The following is a 15,414-nucleotide window of genomic DNA, read 5'->3' as shown; positions in this document are numbered from 1 at the left end:
GCGGGGCGGTCGCTCAGCTGGTGGTCGTCGCCGCGACCGGGACGGCCTCCGGGGCCGGGCCGCCCTCCGGCGCGGGATCGGCTTCCGGCCCGGGGCGGGCGGGGCCGTGGCTGTCGACCAGCGTCAGCTCGTCGAACGGCAGCGCGCCGCTCAGCACCCGGCCGGCCCGCTCGGTGTCCAGTTCACCGGTCCAGTGCCCGATCAGCACGGTCGCGACCGCGTTGCCCGCGAAGTTGGTGAGCGCCCGGGCCTCCGACATGAACCGGTCGATGCCGACGATCAGGCCGACCCCGTCCACCAGTGCCGGCTTGTGCGACTGCAGCCCGCCCGCGAGGGTGGCCAGCCCGGCGCCGGTGACCCCGGCCGCGCCCTTGCTCGCGATCACCATGAACACCAGCAGCGAGAGCTGCTCGCCGATCGACATCGGCTTGTCCATCGCCTCGGAGATGAAGATCGAGGACATGGTGAGGTAGATGGCGGTGCCGTCCAGGTTGAAGCTGTAGCCGGTCGGCACGGTGATGCCCACGACCGGGCGGCTGACGCCGAGGTGCTCCATCTTGGCGATCAGGCGGGGCAGCGCGCTCTCGGAGGAGGAGGTCGAGAGGATCAGCAGGAACTCGCGTCCGAGGTACTTGAGCAGTGCGAACACGTTGACCCCGGCGACCAGGCGCAGCAGCGCCCCGAGCACCACGACGACGAAGAGCGCGCAGGTCACGTAGAAGCCGACCATGATCACGGCGAGGCTCTTCAGCGCGTCGACGCCGGTCGCTCCGACCACCGCCGCCATCGCCCCGAAGGCGCCGATCGGCGCGACCCACATGATCATCGACATGATCCGGAACACCAGCCGCTGGAGGTGCTCGATCCCGCGCAGCACCGGGGCGCCGACCGGGCCCATCGCCTGCAGCGCGAAGCCGGCCAGCAGTGCGACCAGCAGGGTCTGCAGCACCTTGCCCTGGGTGAGGGCCGAGAACAGGGTGTCGGGGATCATCCCGAGCAGGAAGTCGGTGGTCGACTGGGCGCCGCCGGCCGCCGCCTGGGCGTGGCCGGACTTGGCGAGCGCGGCGGTCAGGTGCAGTCCGCCGCCCGGCTCCAGCAGGTTGCCGACGACCATGCCGATGGCCAGGGCGATGGTCGACATGACGAGGAAGTAGCCGATCGCGAGGCCGCCGACCTTGCCGACCTTCGCGGCCTTGGTGACCGAGCCGATGCCCAGCACGATGGTGCAGAAGATCACCGGGCTGATCATCATCTTGATCAGATTGACGAACCCGGTGCCGATCGGCTTCAGCTCCACGGCGAAGCCGGGAGCGGCCAGCCCGACGATCACGCCCGCGATCACCGCAGCGATCACCGCCAGGTAGAGGTAGTGGGTCCGGTCCTTGCGTCTGGGTCCCCCCGCCGTGGCGGTCTCGGTGATCGACATCTGCGGCTCCTTCGCCCTGCAGTCCTGGCGGCCCGGGTGGTGGGCCGCTCCGACTATGGGGTTCGGGCGTGACGGAGGTCACGTTTGCGTTCATAGAGTTCACGGCGTGACGGGAACGGTCCCGGCCCTTCGGGCCCGGTCCAGCCCCTGGGGGAGTCCCGGACCGTGGTGCACACTGGCAGGCATGTCCGTGAGCACCTCCCCCACCCGCTCGCGTCACCGGTGGTTCCCCCTGCCGCACCGGCTGGTCCGCAGCCTGGCCGGCCAGCTGTTCGTCGTCCAGGTGGTCATCGTCGCCGCCGTGGTCGCGGGCGGCGCGGTGCTCGCGTACCTGTTCACCGCCGAGCGAACCGAGGACGCGGCCCGCCGCGAGGTCACCTCGGTCGCCTACGCCGTCGCCGACTCGCCGACCGTGCGCTCCGCCGTCGGCGGCCCCGACCCGACCGCGGTGCTCCAGCCGTACGTCGAGCAGGTGCGCCAGGACGCCGGGGTCTCCTTCATCACCGTCATGGGCACCGACGGGGTGCGCTGGACCCACCCGCTGCCCGAGCAGATCGGCAAGCCGTACCTCGGGCACATCGACTGGGCACTGGCCGGCCGGACCCGCAGCGAGACGTACACCGGCACGCTCGGCCCGTCCGTACGGGTGGTGACCCCGGTGTGGGACGACCGGCACCGGGTGGTCGCGCTGGTCAGCGTGGGGCTGACGCTTGAGTCGATCTCCGCCCAGCTGAGCGGACCGCTGCTCGCGCTGGTCGGGGTCGCGGTGGGTGCCCTGGCGCTCGGCGGGGCGGGCACGTACCTCGCCAACTCCCGGCTGCGGCGGCACACCCACGGCATGGGTCCGGACGAGCTCAGCCACCTCTACGAGTACCACCAGGCGACCCTGCACTCGGTGCGCGAGGGGCTGATCCTGCTCGACCGGGCGCACCGGGTGGTGCTGTGCAACGATGCCGCTCGCGAACTGCTCGGGCTGGAGGGCGAGTTGGATGGCCGCCCGGTTGGCGGTCTGGGGCTGCCGGAGGCGCTGGTTGCGGCCGTGCTCGGCGAGGCGCCGGTGCGGGACGAGGTGCACCTGACCACCGAGCGGGTCGTGGTGCTCAACACCTCCACCATCGGTACCGGCCTCGGCCGTGTGGTGACCCTCCGCGACCACACCGAACTGCAGTCGCTCAGCGGCGAGTTGGACTCCGTACGCGGCTTCACCGAGGCGCTCGGCGCCCAGGCGCACGAGGCCGCGAACCGGCTGCACGCCGTCGTCTCGCTGATCGAACTCGGCCGCCACGAACAGGCGGTGGAGTTCGCCACCGCCGAACTCGCCCTCGCCCAGCAGCTCACCGACCGGGTGGTCGCCGCGGTCAGCGAGCCGGTGCTGGCCGCGCTGCTGCTCGGAAAGGCGGCCCAAGCCGCCGAGCGGGGCGTCGAGTTGACCCTCACCGAGGACAGCCGGATCGACGACGGGGTACTGCCGCCCGGCCTCGCCCCCCGGGACCTGATCACCGTCCTCGGCAACCTGATCGACAACGCGGTGGACGCCGCGATCGCCGGGGCCGCGCACAGCCCGGTCGCCCCGGAGGTCACCGTCACCGCGCGGATCGAGGCCCCGCGGAACGGCGACGGCGAGGGTGGCGGGGGGACCGGTTCGGAGGGTGCCCGGAACGGCGCGTGCCTGCTGCTGCGGGTCGCCGACACCGGGGCGGGCATCGACCCGTCCGCCGTCGAGGACGTGTTCCGGCGCGGCTGGAGCACCAAGCAGGACGGCCGTGGGCACGGCCTCGGGCTGGCACTGGTCGCCCAGGCCGCCCGGCGCAACGGCGGAACCGTCGAGGTCGGGCGCGAGCGCGGCGCGGTGCTCACCGTACGGCTGCCGCTGGCCGGCCGGGTGCGGGAGCGCGAAGGGGCCCCGGCGTGACCGGCGTCGCCGACGGGACCCGCAGCGGGATCTCCGTCCTGGTCGTGGAGGACGACCCGGTGGCCGCCGCTGCGCACACCCTCTATGTCGAGCGCGAGCCCGGATTCCACGCCGTCGGCACCGTCCACAGCTGCGCGGACGCGCTGCGCTTCCTGGAGCGGGCGCGCACCGCCGGAGCGCCCGTCGACCTCACCCTGCTCGACCTCTACCTGCCGGACGGCCACGGACTCCAGCTGTGCCGCACGCTGCGCGCCGCCGGGCACGGCACCGACGTCATCGCGGTGACCTCGGCGCGCGACCTCGCCATGGTCCGGCAGGCGGTCTCGGCGGGGGTCGTCCAGTACCTGCTGAAACCGTTCAGCGCGGCCGCCCTGCACGACCGGCTGGAGCGCTACGCCCGCTACCGGGACAGCCTCGGGCGCACCGGGGAGGCGACCGGCCAGGACGAGGTCGACCAAGCGCTGGCCCTGCTCCGCACGCCCGAGCGCAGCTCGCTGCCCAAGGGCCTGAGCGCGCCCACCCTGGACACCGTCGCCTCGGTGCTGCGGGAGGCGTCGACCGGGCTGTCGGCGGCGGCCGCGGGTGCCGCCGCCGGGGTGTCCCGGATCACCGCGCGGCGCTACCTGGAACATCTGGTGGACACCGGGCGGGCGGTTCGCGAGCCGCAGTACGGGAGCGTGGGGCGGCCTGAACTCTGCTACCGGTGGAAGGGGCGGTGACGTTCCGAGCCCGCCACGGCGGATCCGGTCGGGGGCGGTCGGGGGCGTGACTTTTCGGTGGGTCGGTCGTTGGGTCGACGGGGAGCGGCGCAGGCGGTACCGGGGGAGGTTCACTCGCCCGGGTGGTTCTGGGTGCCCCGAAGCATTCCGCCAGGTCAAGGGCGATAAAGTTAGGCTTACCTAACTTCTTCTGGGGGTTCGCCTTGTCGCTCGCCGCCGTACCCGCCCGGGCCGCCTCCGGGGCCAACGCGGCCCCGCCCTCCGGTGACGCCATCCTGCGCCGACAGCGCGTCCGCGAGTCCGCCGCCCGGACGTACGCCCGCTCCTTCCCGATCGTCCCGGTCCGGGCCCACGGCATGACCGTCGAGGGCGCCGACGGGCGCCGCTACCTGGACTGCCTCTCCGGCGCCGGGACGCTCGCCCTCGGCCACAACCACCCCGTCGTGCTGGAGGCGATCCGCCGCACCCTCGACAGCGGCGCCCCGCTGCACCTGCTCGACCTCGCCACCGCCGAGAAGGACGACTTCACCAGTGCCCTGTTCGAGAGCCTGCCCGCCGAGTTCGCCGCCCGCGCCCGGGTGCACTTCTGCGGACCGGCCGGAACGGACGCCGTGGAGGCCGCGCTCAAACTGATGCAGACCGCCACCGGGAGGTCCGGTTCGCTCGCCTTCACCGGCGCCTACCACGGCATGACCGCCGGCGCCCTCGCGCTCACCGGCAACGTCGCCGTCAAGGAGCCGCTGCCCGGCGGCGGCGAGGTGGTCCGGCTGCCCTACCCGTACGGCTACCGCTGCCCCTTCGGGGTCGGCGGCGAGTCCGGCGCCGAACTCGCCGCGACCTACGTGGAACGGCTGCTGGACGATCCCTCGGGGGGAGTGGTGCCGCCGGCCGCGATGATCCTGGAGGCCGTCCAGGGCGAGGGCGGGGTCGTCCCCGCGCCCGACGGCTGGCTGCGCGAGATGCGCCGGATCACCGCCGAACGCGGCATCCCGCTGATCGTGGACGAGGTGCAGACCGGCGTCGGACGCACCGGCGCGATGTGGGCCGTCGAGCACAGCGGCATCACCCCGGACGCGATGGTGCTCTCCAAGGCCATCGGAGGCAGCCTGCCGCTCGCCGTCGTCGTCTACCGCGAGGACTACGACGGCTGGCTCCCCGGAGCCCACACCGGCACCTTCCGCGGCAACACCCTCGCCATGGCCGCCGGTGCCGCCACCTTGCGGTACGTCGCCGCGCACGGGCTGGCCGAGCGGGCCGCCGTGGCGGGCGCCCGGATGACCGCCCGGCTGTGCGAACTCGCCGCGGAACTCCCGGCGATCGGCGACGTCCGCGGGCGGGGGCTGATGATCGGCGTCGAACTGGTCGACCCGGCCGCCGAACCCGACGCCTGCGGCGCCCGGCCGGCCGATCCGGCGCTCGCCGTACGCGTCAGGGAGGCCTGCCTGGCGCGCGGGCTGATCGTCGAACTGGGTGGACGGCACGACGCGGTGCTGAGGTTGCTGCCGCCGCTCACCATCACCGACGAGCAGGTCGCCGCGGTGCTGGAGCGGCTGGCGGACGCGATCGCCTCGGCGTCGGCTTCGGCCTCGGCCGTGGCTCCGCCGGTGGCAGCCCCGGTCACCCGGAACGGCGCATGACCGCCGACGCGTCCGGGGCGGTGCCCGGACCACCCGGAGAGGACGTCCCGTCGGACGCGCTCGCGGGCGGCGCCGGCGGGCCCGGGGCACTCGGCCCGCTGCTGGCCACCGTCCTCGACGCGCTGGAGACCGGCACCGCACTGCGCTCCGGACCGCTGCCCGCCGGGAGCCCGGCCGAGATCGCCGCCCTGGTCGCGGACGGGCTGTCCGGGACCGGCGGGCGCGGCGCGCTGGCCCGGCTCACCGAACTGCTCGCCTACGGCGCCGCCGACCCGGCCGACCCGGCCTGCGCCGCCCACCTGCACTGCCCGCCGCTCGCCGTCGCGACCGCCGCCGACCTCGCGGTCAGCGCGCTCAACCCCTCCCAGGACTCCTGGGACCAGGCCCCAGCCGCGACGGCCCTGGAGACGGCGCTGATCGCCGAACTCGCCGCGCTGGTCGGCTACGACCCGGCGCGCGCGGCCGGGGTGCTCACCTCCGGCGGCACCGAGTCCAACCTGATGGGGCTGATGCTGGCGCGGGACCAGAAGCTCGACGGCATCGTGGAGTTGGACGGGATCCCGCCGGGCGTACGGCCGTGCATCCTCGCCTCGGAGGCCGCGCACTTCTCCGTCCAGCGCTCGGCCGCCCTGCTCGGCCTCGGCGAACGGGCCGTGATCTCCGTCCCCGTCGACCGCCGGCTGCGGATGCCCCCCGAGGAGTTGGAACGGGCACTGGCCGAGGTCAGCTGGGCCGGGCGGACGCCCGTCGCCGTCGTCGCCACCGCCGGGACCACCGACACCGGCGCGATCGACCCGCTGGACGCCGCCGCCGACCTGGCCGGACGCTACGGAGCCTGGCTGCACGTCGACGCCGCGTACGGCGGCGGCGCGCTGCTCTCCGACCGGCTCGCCCCGCTGCTCGACGGCATCGCCCGCGCCGACTCGGTCTCCCTCGACTGGCACAAGCTCGGCTGGCAGCCCGCGGCCGCCGGGGTCTTCCTGGTCCGACGGGCGGAGACGTACGTCTCGCTCGCCCGCCGCGCCGAGTACCTCAACCCGGTGGACGACGAGCAGGCCGGCTACCCCAGCCTGCTCGGCCGCTCGCTGCGCACGACCCGGCGGGCCGACGCGTTCAAGCTCGCCGTCACGCTGCGCACCCTCGGCCGCGAGGGGCTCGGTCGGCTGGTGGACACCTGTCACGAACTGGCGCTGGCCGCGGCCGCCGCCGTCCGTGCCGAACCCTCGCTGGAACTGCACGCCGAGCCGGTCCTCACGGCGCTGCTGTTCCGCTACCGGCCGCCCGGGATGACGGACGAGGCCGCCGTGGACGAGCTGAACGGGCGGCTTCGCCGACTGCTGCTGCGCACCGGGCGCGCGGTGGTCGGGCGCACCGAGCTGCCGGGGGAGGGGCCGGGGCGGGTGCGGCTGAAGCTCACGCTGCTCAATCCGCACACGACGGTGGAGGAGGTGGGCGCGCTGCTGCGGGAGGTGGTCGGAGCGGGGCGCAAGGTCGCCGGGGAACGGGCGGGGTAGGGGCGAGGGGGTAGGGGCGCGCCCAGGGAGGGGCCGGGCGTTCGGGGGGAGGGCTCAGGCGTTCAACAGGATGCCGCGGGTGCGCTCCCAGGTGTCGGGGTCGGCGGCGACGAGCAGGCCGTCCTCGCAGCCGGGGGCCTCGGGCCGGTAGGGGGTGCCGTCCAGGCGGGCCGCGACGCCGCCGGCCTCGGTGAGCAGCAGCGATCCCGGGGCGTGGTCCCAGGGGAGGGTGCGCCAGTAGAAGATGAAGTCGGTGCGGCCCTCGACGACGTCCGGGTACTCGATCCCGGCGGCGCTGCGGCCGGGGGAGATCCCGCCGAAGGCTGAGCAGCCGGCTTCCAGACGGCGGCGGTCGTCCGGGGCGAGGAAACGGCTCTTCAGGATGCCGGTGAGTCTGCCGGTGTCGGCCGAGGCCGGCGGGCGGGAGAGGCGTTCGCCGTCGCGCCAGGCGCCGGAGCCCAGTTCGGCGCGGTAACCGGTCGCGGTGGCGGGCTGCCAGATCCACGAGGCGACCGTCCGGCCGGTGCGGACCAGGGAGCACATCACGGCGTAGTCGGGGCGTCCGGCGACGAAGTTGGAGGTGCCGTCCACCGGGTCGACCAGCCAGACGGCGGGCTCGTCGTGGATGGCCTCGGCGAGCGACGGCACGGCGGCCACCGCCTCCTCGCCGACCACCGGGACCGGGAGCAGCTCGTGCAGGCGGCGGGCGATGATCGCCTCGGCCTCGCGGTCGGCGATCGTCACGATCTCGCCGGGCGCCTTCTCCATCACTTCGCCGGCGGCCAGCGCCCGGAAGCGCGGCTCCACCGCCTGGGCCGAAGCCTCGGCGAGTATCTCCGCCACCTTGTCCATCAGCACGTCCGCGCTCCCTTCGCCGGTTACCACTTTCGCACGAGTGAGCGAACGGAGTGGCGGCGGACGGGCGGCGGCAAACAGATTTCAGATGACAGATTTCGAAATCTGTCATCTGTTCTCCGTCATCTGTTCTCTGCCACCCGTCGGCTGTCGTCCGTCGGCTGTTCGCCGTCAGCCGCCCAGGTAGTGGAACCCCGGGCGGGGGTGCATCAGGAACTCGTGGTGCGAGATGTTCCACGCGTACGCGCCCGCCATCGCGAACAGCACCCGGTCCGCCGCCCGCAGGCCGGCCGCGCCGCTCGCCGCCCGGGCGAGCACGTCCTTCGGGGTGCACAGCTGCCCGGCCAGGGTCGCCCGGCCGGTGCCCACGGCGGGGCGTGCCCAGGTGTGCGGCCAGGCGTCCACCGGGAGGACCGCGAAGGGCTGGGAGTGCCCGCGGGTCGCGGGGGTGCGCAGGTGGTGGGTGCCGCCGCGGACCACCGCGAAGTCCTCGCCGTGGCTCCGCTTCACGTCCAGCACTTCGGTCGCGTACCAGCCGCAGTACGCGGTCAGCGCCCGGCCGGGCTCGATCCGCAGGGTCAGCCCGGGGCGGTGGTCGAGGAGCTCCGCGAGGCCCTCGCCGAAAGCCGTCCAGTCGAAGCGCCGCGCGGGGTCGTCGTAGTCCACCGCCATGCCGCCGCCGATGTTGACCTCGGTGAGCGGGAAGCCGGTCCGCTCGGCCAGCTCGCCCGACCAGGTGACGATCTGCTCGGCGACCGCCAGCTGCTCCGCCGCCGCCAGTCCGCTGGCCAGGTGGGCGTGCACCCCGCGCAGGCGAAGCTGCCGGCCGAGCGGGCCGCCGCCGGTGAGCAGCCGGACGCACTCCTCGGCCCGGTCCGGGTCGAGGCCGAACGGGGTCGGCCGTCCGCCCATGGCCAGCGGCACCGCGTCCAGGGCGTCGGTCACCACCGGCAGGTTGACCCGCAGCAGGACGTCCACCGCGGCTCCCGGCCGCTCCGCCAGTACGGCGGCGAGCCGGTGCAGCTCCTGCTCGCTCTCGACGTGCCAGCGGTGCACCCCGGCGTCCACGGCGGCGGCGATCTCGGCCGGGGTCTTTCCCGGCCCGCCGAAGGCCAGCGGCGCGTTCGGCGCGGCAGCCCGCACGTGCGCCAACTCCCCGCCGCTGGACACCTCGTAGCCGTCGACGGCGTCGCGAAGCGCGGTCAGCAGCGGCGCCTCCGGGTTGGCCTTGGCGGCGTAGTACAGCTCGACCCGCTCGGGCAGTGCGGTCCGGACGGCGGCGGCGTGCTCGCGCAGAGCGGCCAAGTCGTACACGTAGGCGGGAAGTTGGTCGGCGGCGAGGGAGGCGACATGGCGGGGGACGGGGCTGTCGAGGGTGTTGGACACGGTGGTGCTCATCGGGTGGTGCTCCTGGTGGCACGGTGGGCGGTCATGCGGGCGGCCTCGGCGAGCACCGAGCCGGCCAGCGGGGAGGGCAGTCGGACGTACCCGGCCTCGCGGTCGGCCTTGCGCTCCCAGCGGGTCAGCAGGTTGGCCTTGGCGGGCAGCGGGACGCCGGCCAGCAGCGCCCGCAGCCGGGGCGGGCGGCCGTGCGCGGCGGCGTACTCCTCCAGGACGTCCCGGACGGCCTGCCAGAGCGCGCCCTCCAGTTCGGGGTGGCGGTCGGCGAGGGCGGCGAGCAACTCGGCGACGTGGTTGACCAGCAGGCAGTAGACCACCCGGTCCCAGCCGCGCTCGGCGTCGTACGTCATCGGGCCGGCCACCTCGGGCGGCAGGGCGGCCAGGATGTCGCCGTTCTGCTCGGGGACCAGCTTGGTGCCTTCGAGGTCGCGGAAGAGCACCTGCGCCGGACGGCCCTCGGCGTCGACGCCGATCAGCACGTTCTGCAGGTGCGGCTCCAGCACCACGCCGTGGTCGAAGTAGGCGGCCAGTACGGGCGGGAGGAGCAGCCGCAGGTACCGGCGCCACCAGTCGAGCGCCGCCGTTCCGTCCGAACTCCCGCCGAGCAGGCGGGAGACCTGCGCCGAGCTGGTCGGGTGCTCGTCGGCGACGGCGGCGGCGAGCAGCGGGGTGACGCCGGGCCGCAGCAGGCCGCCGAACCCCTCGCGCAGGATCAGGCCGAAGCCCTCGTACAGTGCCCGGTCGGGCCGGCCGTCGGGGCCGGGCAGGGCGAGGGTGCGGAAGGCGGGCTCGCGCAGCATCGCCGCCCCTGGGAAGCGCCGGGCGAGGTCGGCGAGCGCGGGTTCGAGCAGCCGGGTGAGCGCGACGGCGCCGGTGAGCTCGTAGGCGGCGTTCTTGCGAAGGCAGTTGGTGATGCGGACATTGAGGCTGAACTTGAGGAAGGCGTCCGAGCCGTACAGGGTGCGCACCGAGGCGGTGGCGGCGAAGTCCTCGCCGCGCGGGCCGAGGTCGAGGACGTCGCCGCTGGCCAGGGCGGCACGCAACAGGGGGTGTTCGCCGATGAGTTGGTACTGCCAGGGGTGGGCGGGCAGCAGCCGGTAGCCCTCCGGTACGTCGCCGAGTCCGTCCAGTACGGTGCCGGCGGCCTCGTCCACGGACTCCTCGGCCAGCAGTTCGGTGCGGACGGCGAGGTGGTGCAGCGGGAAGGCCGCGCGGGACTCGGGCGCGTAGTGGCGCCAGTCGCCGCGGGCGGCGGAGCGGGACTTGGGGGCCGGGTGGAAGCGGTGGCCGAACAGCAGGGCCTGCTCGGACTCCAGGTAGCGGTCCGGCCCGGCGGCAGGGCGTTCGGCCAGGCCGGCGCCGACGCCGTGGTGGCTGGAGGCCACCTGGTCGATGAACTCCTCGTTCACCGTGCCGGTGCGCAGCTCCAGTTCGTCCTGGGCGTACCCGGCCAGCTCGCGCCAGCCCAGCTCGCGCCATCCGTCCGGGGTCTCCTCGTGCACCGGGCCGGTGAAGCGGTGCGCGCCGAGCAGTGAGGTGCGGCGCAGGGCGACCCGCAGCAGGGTGCCGCGGCGCGGCAGGCGCAGCAGCAGCCGGCCGTCGTCGACGGCGGTCTGGTGTTCGGGCGCGGAGACCTCGCGCAGCAGGCAGTTGAGCAGGGTGTGGGCCACCGCCTCGTCGGTGCCGGGCAGTTCGGCGTTCGTATCGAGCGCACGGGCGGCGGGGAGGGTGGCGGGCCGGGCGGTCATCGGGGACTCCTACGGGTCAGGAGGGCGAGCAGGGCGGCGGCCAGTGCGGCGACGGTGCCGGTGAAGACCGGGGCGGCCGGGCCGCTGCTGCCGTTGGCGAGCGCGGCGGCGAGTCCGGCGGCGACGGCACCGCCCTTGGAGACGGTTTCGCGGGTGCCGAACATCCGGCCCGGCGCGCGGCCGCGGGCGGCTTCGGCGGCGAGGACGGCGAGGCAGACCAGGCCGAAGGTCATGCCGAGTCCGAGCAGCGCCCGGGTGAGGGCGAAGGCGAGCAGGGAGTGGGCCGGGGCGTGGCCGGCCAGTCCGAGGGCGACGAGGGCGAAGCCCAGGGCCAGTCCGGTCCGGGGGCGTGCCTCGACGGCGGCGTGCACCCGCCCGGCGCCGACCAGGTAGACCAGGTGCGGCAGCGCGAACAGGAGGCCCGCGACGGTGCCGTTGACGCCCGGCAGTCGCTGCTGCACCAGGGTGATCAGGTACGGGAAGGAGATGACGGTGGCGAAGACGAAGGCGAACTCGAAGGCGTAGAGCAGCCCGAGCGAGCCCGGCGGGCCGGCCTCGGCGGCGTCGCGGCCGGTACGGGCGGCGGCCGGCCGGGCGGGCTCCGGCAGGAGGTTGAGCAGCACGGCGGCGGTCAGCGGCAGCACGGCCAGCACGAGGTACTGCCGATGCGGGTCGATCCACGGCGACAGCGCGCCGACCAGGACCGGTGCCGCGACCAGGGCGGCCCGGGCGCTGCCCTGCATCAGGGTCAGCGCCCTGGACAGCTGGGAGCCGTTCAGAGCTGCCGCGAGGTAGCCGTTGGTGGCGGAGAAGGTGCCGCCGAGGAAGCCCTGGAGGACCAGCGCGACGGTGAAGGCGGGCAGGCTGTCGGCGGCGCCCGCGAGCAGGAAGGAGATCGTGAGGCCGAGTTGGGCGCGCAGCAGCAGCCGCTTCTGGCCGAAGCGGTCGGCCAGCCGGCCCCACAGCGGCGCGCCGAGGGCGGTGAAGACGGTCGGCACGATGTAGAGCAGGCCGGCCCAGTGCCCGTCGTGGTCGCCGAGGCCGGGGAGGATCTCGGTCAGGTAGGGCGGCAGGCCGAGGGCGGCGAAGGAGGCGACGAAGTAGCAGGCCGCCACCGCGCGCACCTGGCGCCGGTCCAGTCCGACCGTTCCGGCCGGGCGCGCCACCGGCTCCACGGTCGTCATGAACCGTCCTTGGGCAGAAGGTAGTTGGGCCCGTCCGTGTAGTGCTTGTTGATGTCGGCGGCGCCGCTGCGCTCCTTGCTCAGCAGGGTGCCGGCGCTCACCATGGCCTTGACCGGCAGCCGGTCGGCGTCCAGCAGGTCGGTGCGCAGCGGCTGCCCGGCCTCGCCGAGGCGGTCGACCGCCTCGGCGAGGGTGGTGCGCAGCAGCTCCAGGCTCCGCTCCAGCGGCACCCGGCCGTGCGCGGCGAGGCCGAAGGCGAGCGAGGCGGTGCACAGGTGGCCGGTGATGGTGGTGAACAGGTCGGTGAGCGCGCGGTCCTGGTCGCCGAGGATGCGCGGGTCGCGGAACTGGGCTGCCGTCGGCGCCAGTTCGCCGATCCGGGTGGTATTGATCCGTGGGCCGTCGTTGTCCTTGTAGAGCAGCCGCAGGCCGGAGCCGTCGAGGACGAGCGAGGTGTTCTGCTGGTGCGACTCCAGGGCGATGCCGTGGTCGAACAGGGTGGTCTGCCAGTCGACCAGCAGCCGTAGCAGTTCCTCGTAGAGGGCGAGGACGGAGCCCCGGTGGAAGCGGTCGGCCAGGTGGTCGATCACCAGTCGCCCGCCGGGGGCCTCGGCGAGCAGGGCCGCCAGCGGCACGGTGACGGCGCCGTCCAGGCCGTCCGGGTAGCGGCGCAGCAGGACGGCGAGCAGCTCGTCGTCGGCGTGGGCGTAGCACTGTTCGTCGGCGTGCAGCACCCGCCCGGTGAAGCGCGGTTCGCGGGCGGCCACGGCCTCCACCAGGCGCTGCCCGACCGCCCCGTTGACGAGTGTGACCGGCTTGATGGTACGCCGGTTGCGCAGGCCCAGGGTGGCGGTGGCCAGTGGCAGTTTGAGGTGGCAGGCCGGGTCCTCGGCGACGGCGACGGTGCGCATCGACAGCGTCGGCAGCACGTCGAGGTACGGCTCGGGGGCGAGCACCGCGCCCGGGGCGATCCGGCCGAAGTCTTCTCCGGCGCTGAGCGGATGGACCGGGACGGTCAGGAACTCGCCCGGAACGCCGAGCCGTTCGGCGCTCGGCCACCAGGTGGGCAGCGGGCCGCTGCCGCGTACGGTCAGGCGCCCGGCCGGGACGGCGAGCCAGCGCAGCTTGAAGGTGGGATGGAACTCGGGCGCGTAGGAGCGCAGTTGCGGCTCGGTCAGACCCGAACGGCCGCGGGCGGTGGGATACACCGGGTGGTCCAGGAAGGCGGCCAGGGCCTCGAAGCCGAGGGAGGCGCGCGGGCCGGTCCAGTCGGCCACGTCCTTGCCGTAGCGCTCGGCGAGCTCGGTGTGCACCTCGGGCAGCACCCGGTCGTGGAGCTCCATGGTGGCGAGGGTCTGCCGGCACTCCTCGGCGAAGGCCAGGTGGCCCGGGCGGTCCAGCGGATCGGCGTGGTCGGCCAGGTGGGCGAGGACGGCGGGAAGGCCGGTGAGGCGGGCGCCGTTCACCTCCAACTCCGGCAGCCGGGCGCCGTGGTCGGCCTGGAAGCCATCGGGGGTGACGGGGAGGGCGAGTGTGCCGTCGCTCAGCCAGGGGCCGTCGGGCCGCTGCTCCAGGACGCCGTTGGCACGCAGACCCAGCACGTCCTCGCGCAGCAGGGCGGACAGGACCCGCAGGGTCAGCCGGTCGGCGGCGGTTCCGTCGACGGGCGCGCCGCCGGGGGCGGCGGCCTGGACCGGGGTCATGAGGCGATCTCCCAGCGGTTGGCGGCGATGAACTCGGCCACGGCGGAGTCCACCGCGCCCTGGTCCGGGCCGACCGCCCAGACGATGCCCAGGTAGTCGCGGTTGGTGCGGTAGAGCTCGTGGTGGGCGCCGAGTCGGCGCACCGGGCGGTAGGAGAGCACGACACCGTCGGCGCGCCGCTCGAAGCGGGGTTCGGGGGCGGCGGTCAGGGTGCCGGCCCGTTCGGCGCAGACGCGCTCGTGGCGGGCCCGCTGGTCGGTGCGTGCGCCGAGGTCGGCGGGCAGCGGTTCGCCGAGGTGGGTGCGCAGCACCAGCTCGAAGTAGGGGATCCGAAGGATCTCGGCGAGCATCAGGTCGCACTGGTCGCCGATGGCACGGTAGTTGACCTCGATGATGCGGGCGCGGCCGTCCGGCTGGATGACGAACTCGGTGTGGCAGGCGCCGAGCCCCACGCCGAGGGCGTCGAGCTGGTCGAGCACCTGGTCGACCGCCGGCCGGGGGTGTGCCGGGACGAAGGTCAGCACCTCCTCGATGAAGTCCGGCGGCGGGGATAGCCGGGTGTGGAAGCCACCGAGGACGTGCCGGTCGCGGCCGTCGCCGAGGGTCTCCAGGGTGCACAGCTCACCGGCCAGGAACTCCTCCACCACCAGCGTGGCGCCGGGGCGGCGGCGCCGGATCTCCTCGACCCGCCGGGCGAGTTCGGCGGCGTCGGCGACCAGGGTGACGTCCTCGCTGGCGACGCCCTCGCGGGGCTTGACGATGCACGGGAACGGCGGGGTGAGGCCGGCCGGGTCCTGGCCGGGCGCCAGTTCGGCGGACCACACCCGGTCCAGCCCGCACTCGGCGAGGTGGCGGCGCAGCTCGCCCTTGTTCTTCGCCCGCAGGGCGGCCTTCCAGTCCTTGCCGGGCAGGCCGAAGTACTCGGCGACCAGCGCGGTCTGGGTCTGCAGGTGGTCGCTGTTGCTGAACACCGCGGCGGGCGTGTGGCGTTGGGATATCAGCCCGATCACCTCGCGGAAGTCCTGGACGTCGCACTCCATCACCTCGCACGCCAATCCCGCTTCGGCGCAGACGCGTTGGTGGGCCTCGACGTGGTCGGTGAGGACGGTGACGTCGAGCCCGAGCCGGGCGGCGGCGGGCAGGAAGCCGAGGGTGACCGAGTCGGTGGGGCTGAGGGCGAGCAGGTAGAGCCGCATGGGAGTGTCCTTGGGGGCGGGGTGACGGGCGGAGGACGGCGAACAAATGACAGATGACAGATGACAGATGACGGAATTCGAAATCTGTCATCTGTCCGCCGCCGGCTGGCGACAGCGGG

At 74.3% G+C, this 15,414-nt stretch carries 11 protein-coding genes; 4 read left to right on the top strand and 7 right to left on the bottom strand.

All coding sequences use genetic code 11. The features are described 5' to 3' along the window. Nucleotides 1-13 precede the first annotated feature (13 nt). Nucleotides 14-1,426: a cation:dicarboxylate symporter family transporter gene (locus tag ACFV1W_RS05195; protein WP_380413260.1), complete on the bottom strand. Its 1,413-nt coding sequence runs from the start codon at nt 1,424-1,426 to the stop codon at nt 14-16. 184 nt (nt 1,427-1,610) lie between these two features. Here ACFV1W_RS05195 and ACFV1W_RS05190 point away from each other — a divergent pair, with 184 nt between their 5' ends. The 4 genes from ACFV1W_RS05190 to ACFV1W_RS05175 all read left to right on the top strand — a co-directional run bounded on the left by ACFV1W_RS05190 (nt 1,611) and on the right by ACFV1W_RS05175 (nt 7,208). After that, a complete protein-coding gene (locus ACFV1W_RS05190) occupies nt 1,611-3,338 on the top strand; it encodes an ATP-binding protein (protein WP_380413258.1) in 1,728 nt (575 codons plus the stop codon). After that, entirely contained in the window at nt 3,335-4,057 is a 723-nt protein-coding gene (locus ACFV1W_RS05185) for a response regulator (RefSeq protein ID WP_380413256.1), read from the top strand. Before ACFV1W_RS05190 ends, ACFV1W_RS05185 begins: the two co-directional genes overlap by 4 nt. Nucleotides 4,058-4,260: 203 nt before the next feature. Beyond that, on the top strand, nt 4,261-5,694 hold the full coding sequence (locus ACFV1W_RS05180; protein ID WP_380413254.1) for a diaminobutyrate--2-oxoglutarate transaminase: 1,434 nt from the start codon (nt 4,261-4,263) through the stop codon (nt 5,692-5,694). Next, nucleotides 5,691-7,208, top strand: a complete 1,518-nt coding sequence (locus tag ACFV1W_RS05175; protein ID WP_380413252.1) for a pyridoxal phosphate-dependent decarboxylase family protein — start codon at nt 5,691-5,693, stop codon at nt 7,206-7,208. Before ACFV1W_RS05180 ends, ACFV1W_RS05175 begins: the two co-directional genes overlap by 4 nt. Nucleotides 7,209-7,262: 54 nt before the next feature. Here the strand turns inward: ACFV1W_RS05175 and ACFV1W_RS05170 are convergent, their stop codons facing one another. The 6 genes from ACFV1W_RS05170 to ACFV1W_RS05145 form a co-directional block, all read right to left on the bottom strand. Next, entirely contained in the window at nt 7,263-8,060 is a 798-nt protein-coding gene (locus tag ACFV1W_RS05170; protein ID WP_380413438.1) for an inositol monophosphatase family protein, read from the bottom strand. A gap of 174 nt (nt 8,061-8,234) precedes the next feature. Further along, nucleotides 8,235-9,461, bottom strand: a complete 1,227-nt coding sequence (locus tag ACFV1W_RS05165; RefSeq protein ID WP_380413250.1) for a type III PLP-dependent enzyme — start codon at nt 9,459-9,461, stop codon at nt 8,235-8,237. Beyond that, entirely contained in the window at nt 9,458-11,212 is a 1,755-nt protein-coding gene (locus tag ACFV1W_RS05160; protein ID WP_380413249.1) for an IucA/IucC family protein, read from the bottom strand. Before ACFV1W_RS05160 ends, ACFV1W_RS05165 begins: the two co-directional genes overlap by 4 nt. After that, a complete protein-coding gene (locus ACFV1W_RS05155) occupies nt 11,209-12,396 on the bottom strand; it encodes an MFS transporter (RefSeq protein ID WP_380413247.1) in 1,188 nt (395 codons plus the stop codon). Before ACFV1W_RS05155 ends, ACFV1W_RS05160 begins: the two co-directional genes overlap by 4 nt. After that, the gene (locus ACFV1W_RS05150; RefSeq protein WP_380413245.1) at nt 12,393-14,099 is read right to left on the bottom strand and encodes an IucA/IucC family protein; all 1,707 of its coding nucleotides are present in this window, start codon (nt 14,097-14,099) and stop codon (nt 12,393-12,395) included. Before ACFV1W_RS05150 ends, ACFV1W_RS05155 begins: the two co-directional genes overlap by 4 nt. Beyond that, complete coding sequence (locus ACFV1W_RS05145) at nt 14,096-15,295, bottom strand: acetyl-CoA carboxylase biotin carboxylase subunit family protein (protein ID WP_380413243.1); 1,200 nt, start codon at nt 15,293-15,295, stop codon at nt 14,096-14,098. The genes ACFV1W_RS05150 and ACFV1W_RS05145 overlap by 4 nt, the downstream gene beginning before the upstream one ends. Between the last annotated feature and the right edge of the window lie 119 nt (nt 15,296-15,414).

This window comes from Kitasatospora sp. NPDC059648 (genome assembly GCF_042734825.1).
In the GTDB taxonomy this organism is placed as follows: domain Bacteria; phylum Actinomycetota; class Actinomycetes; order Streptomycetales; family Streptomycetaceae; genus Kitasatospora.
Note: the sequence above shows the minus strand (reverse complement) of the source record. Positions and strands in the feature narration are given on the sequence as shown.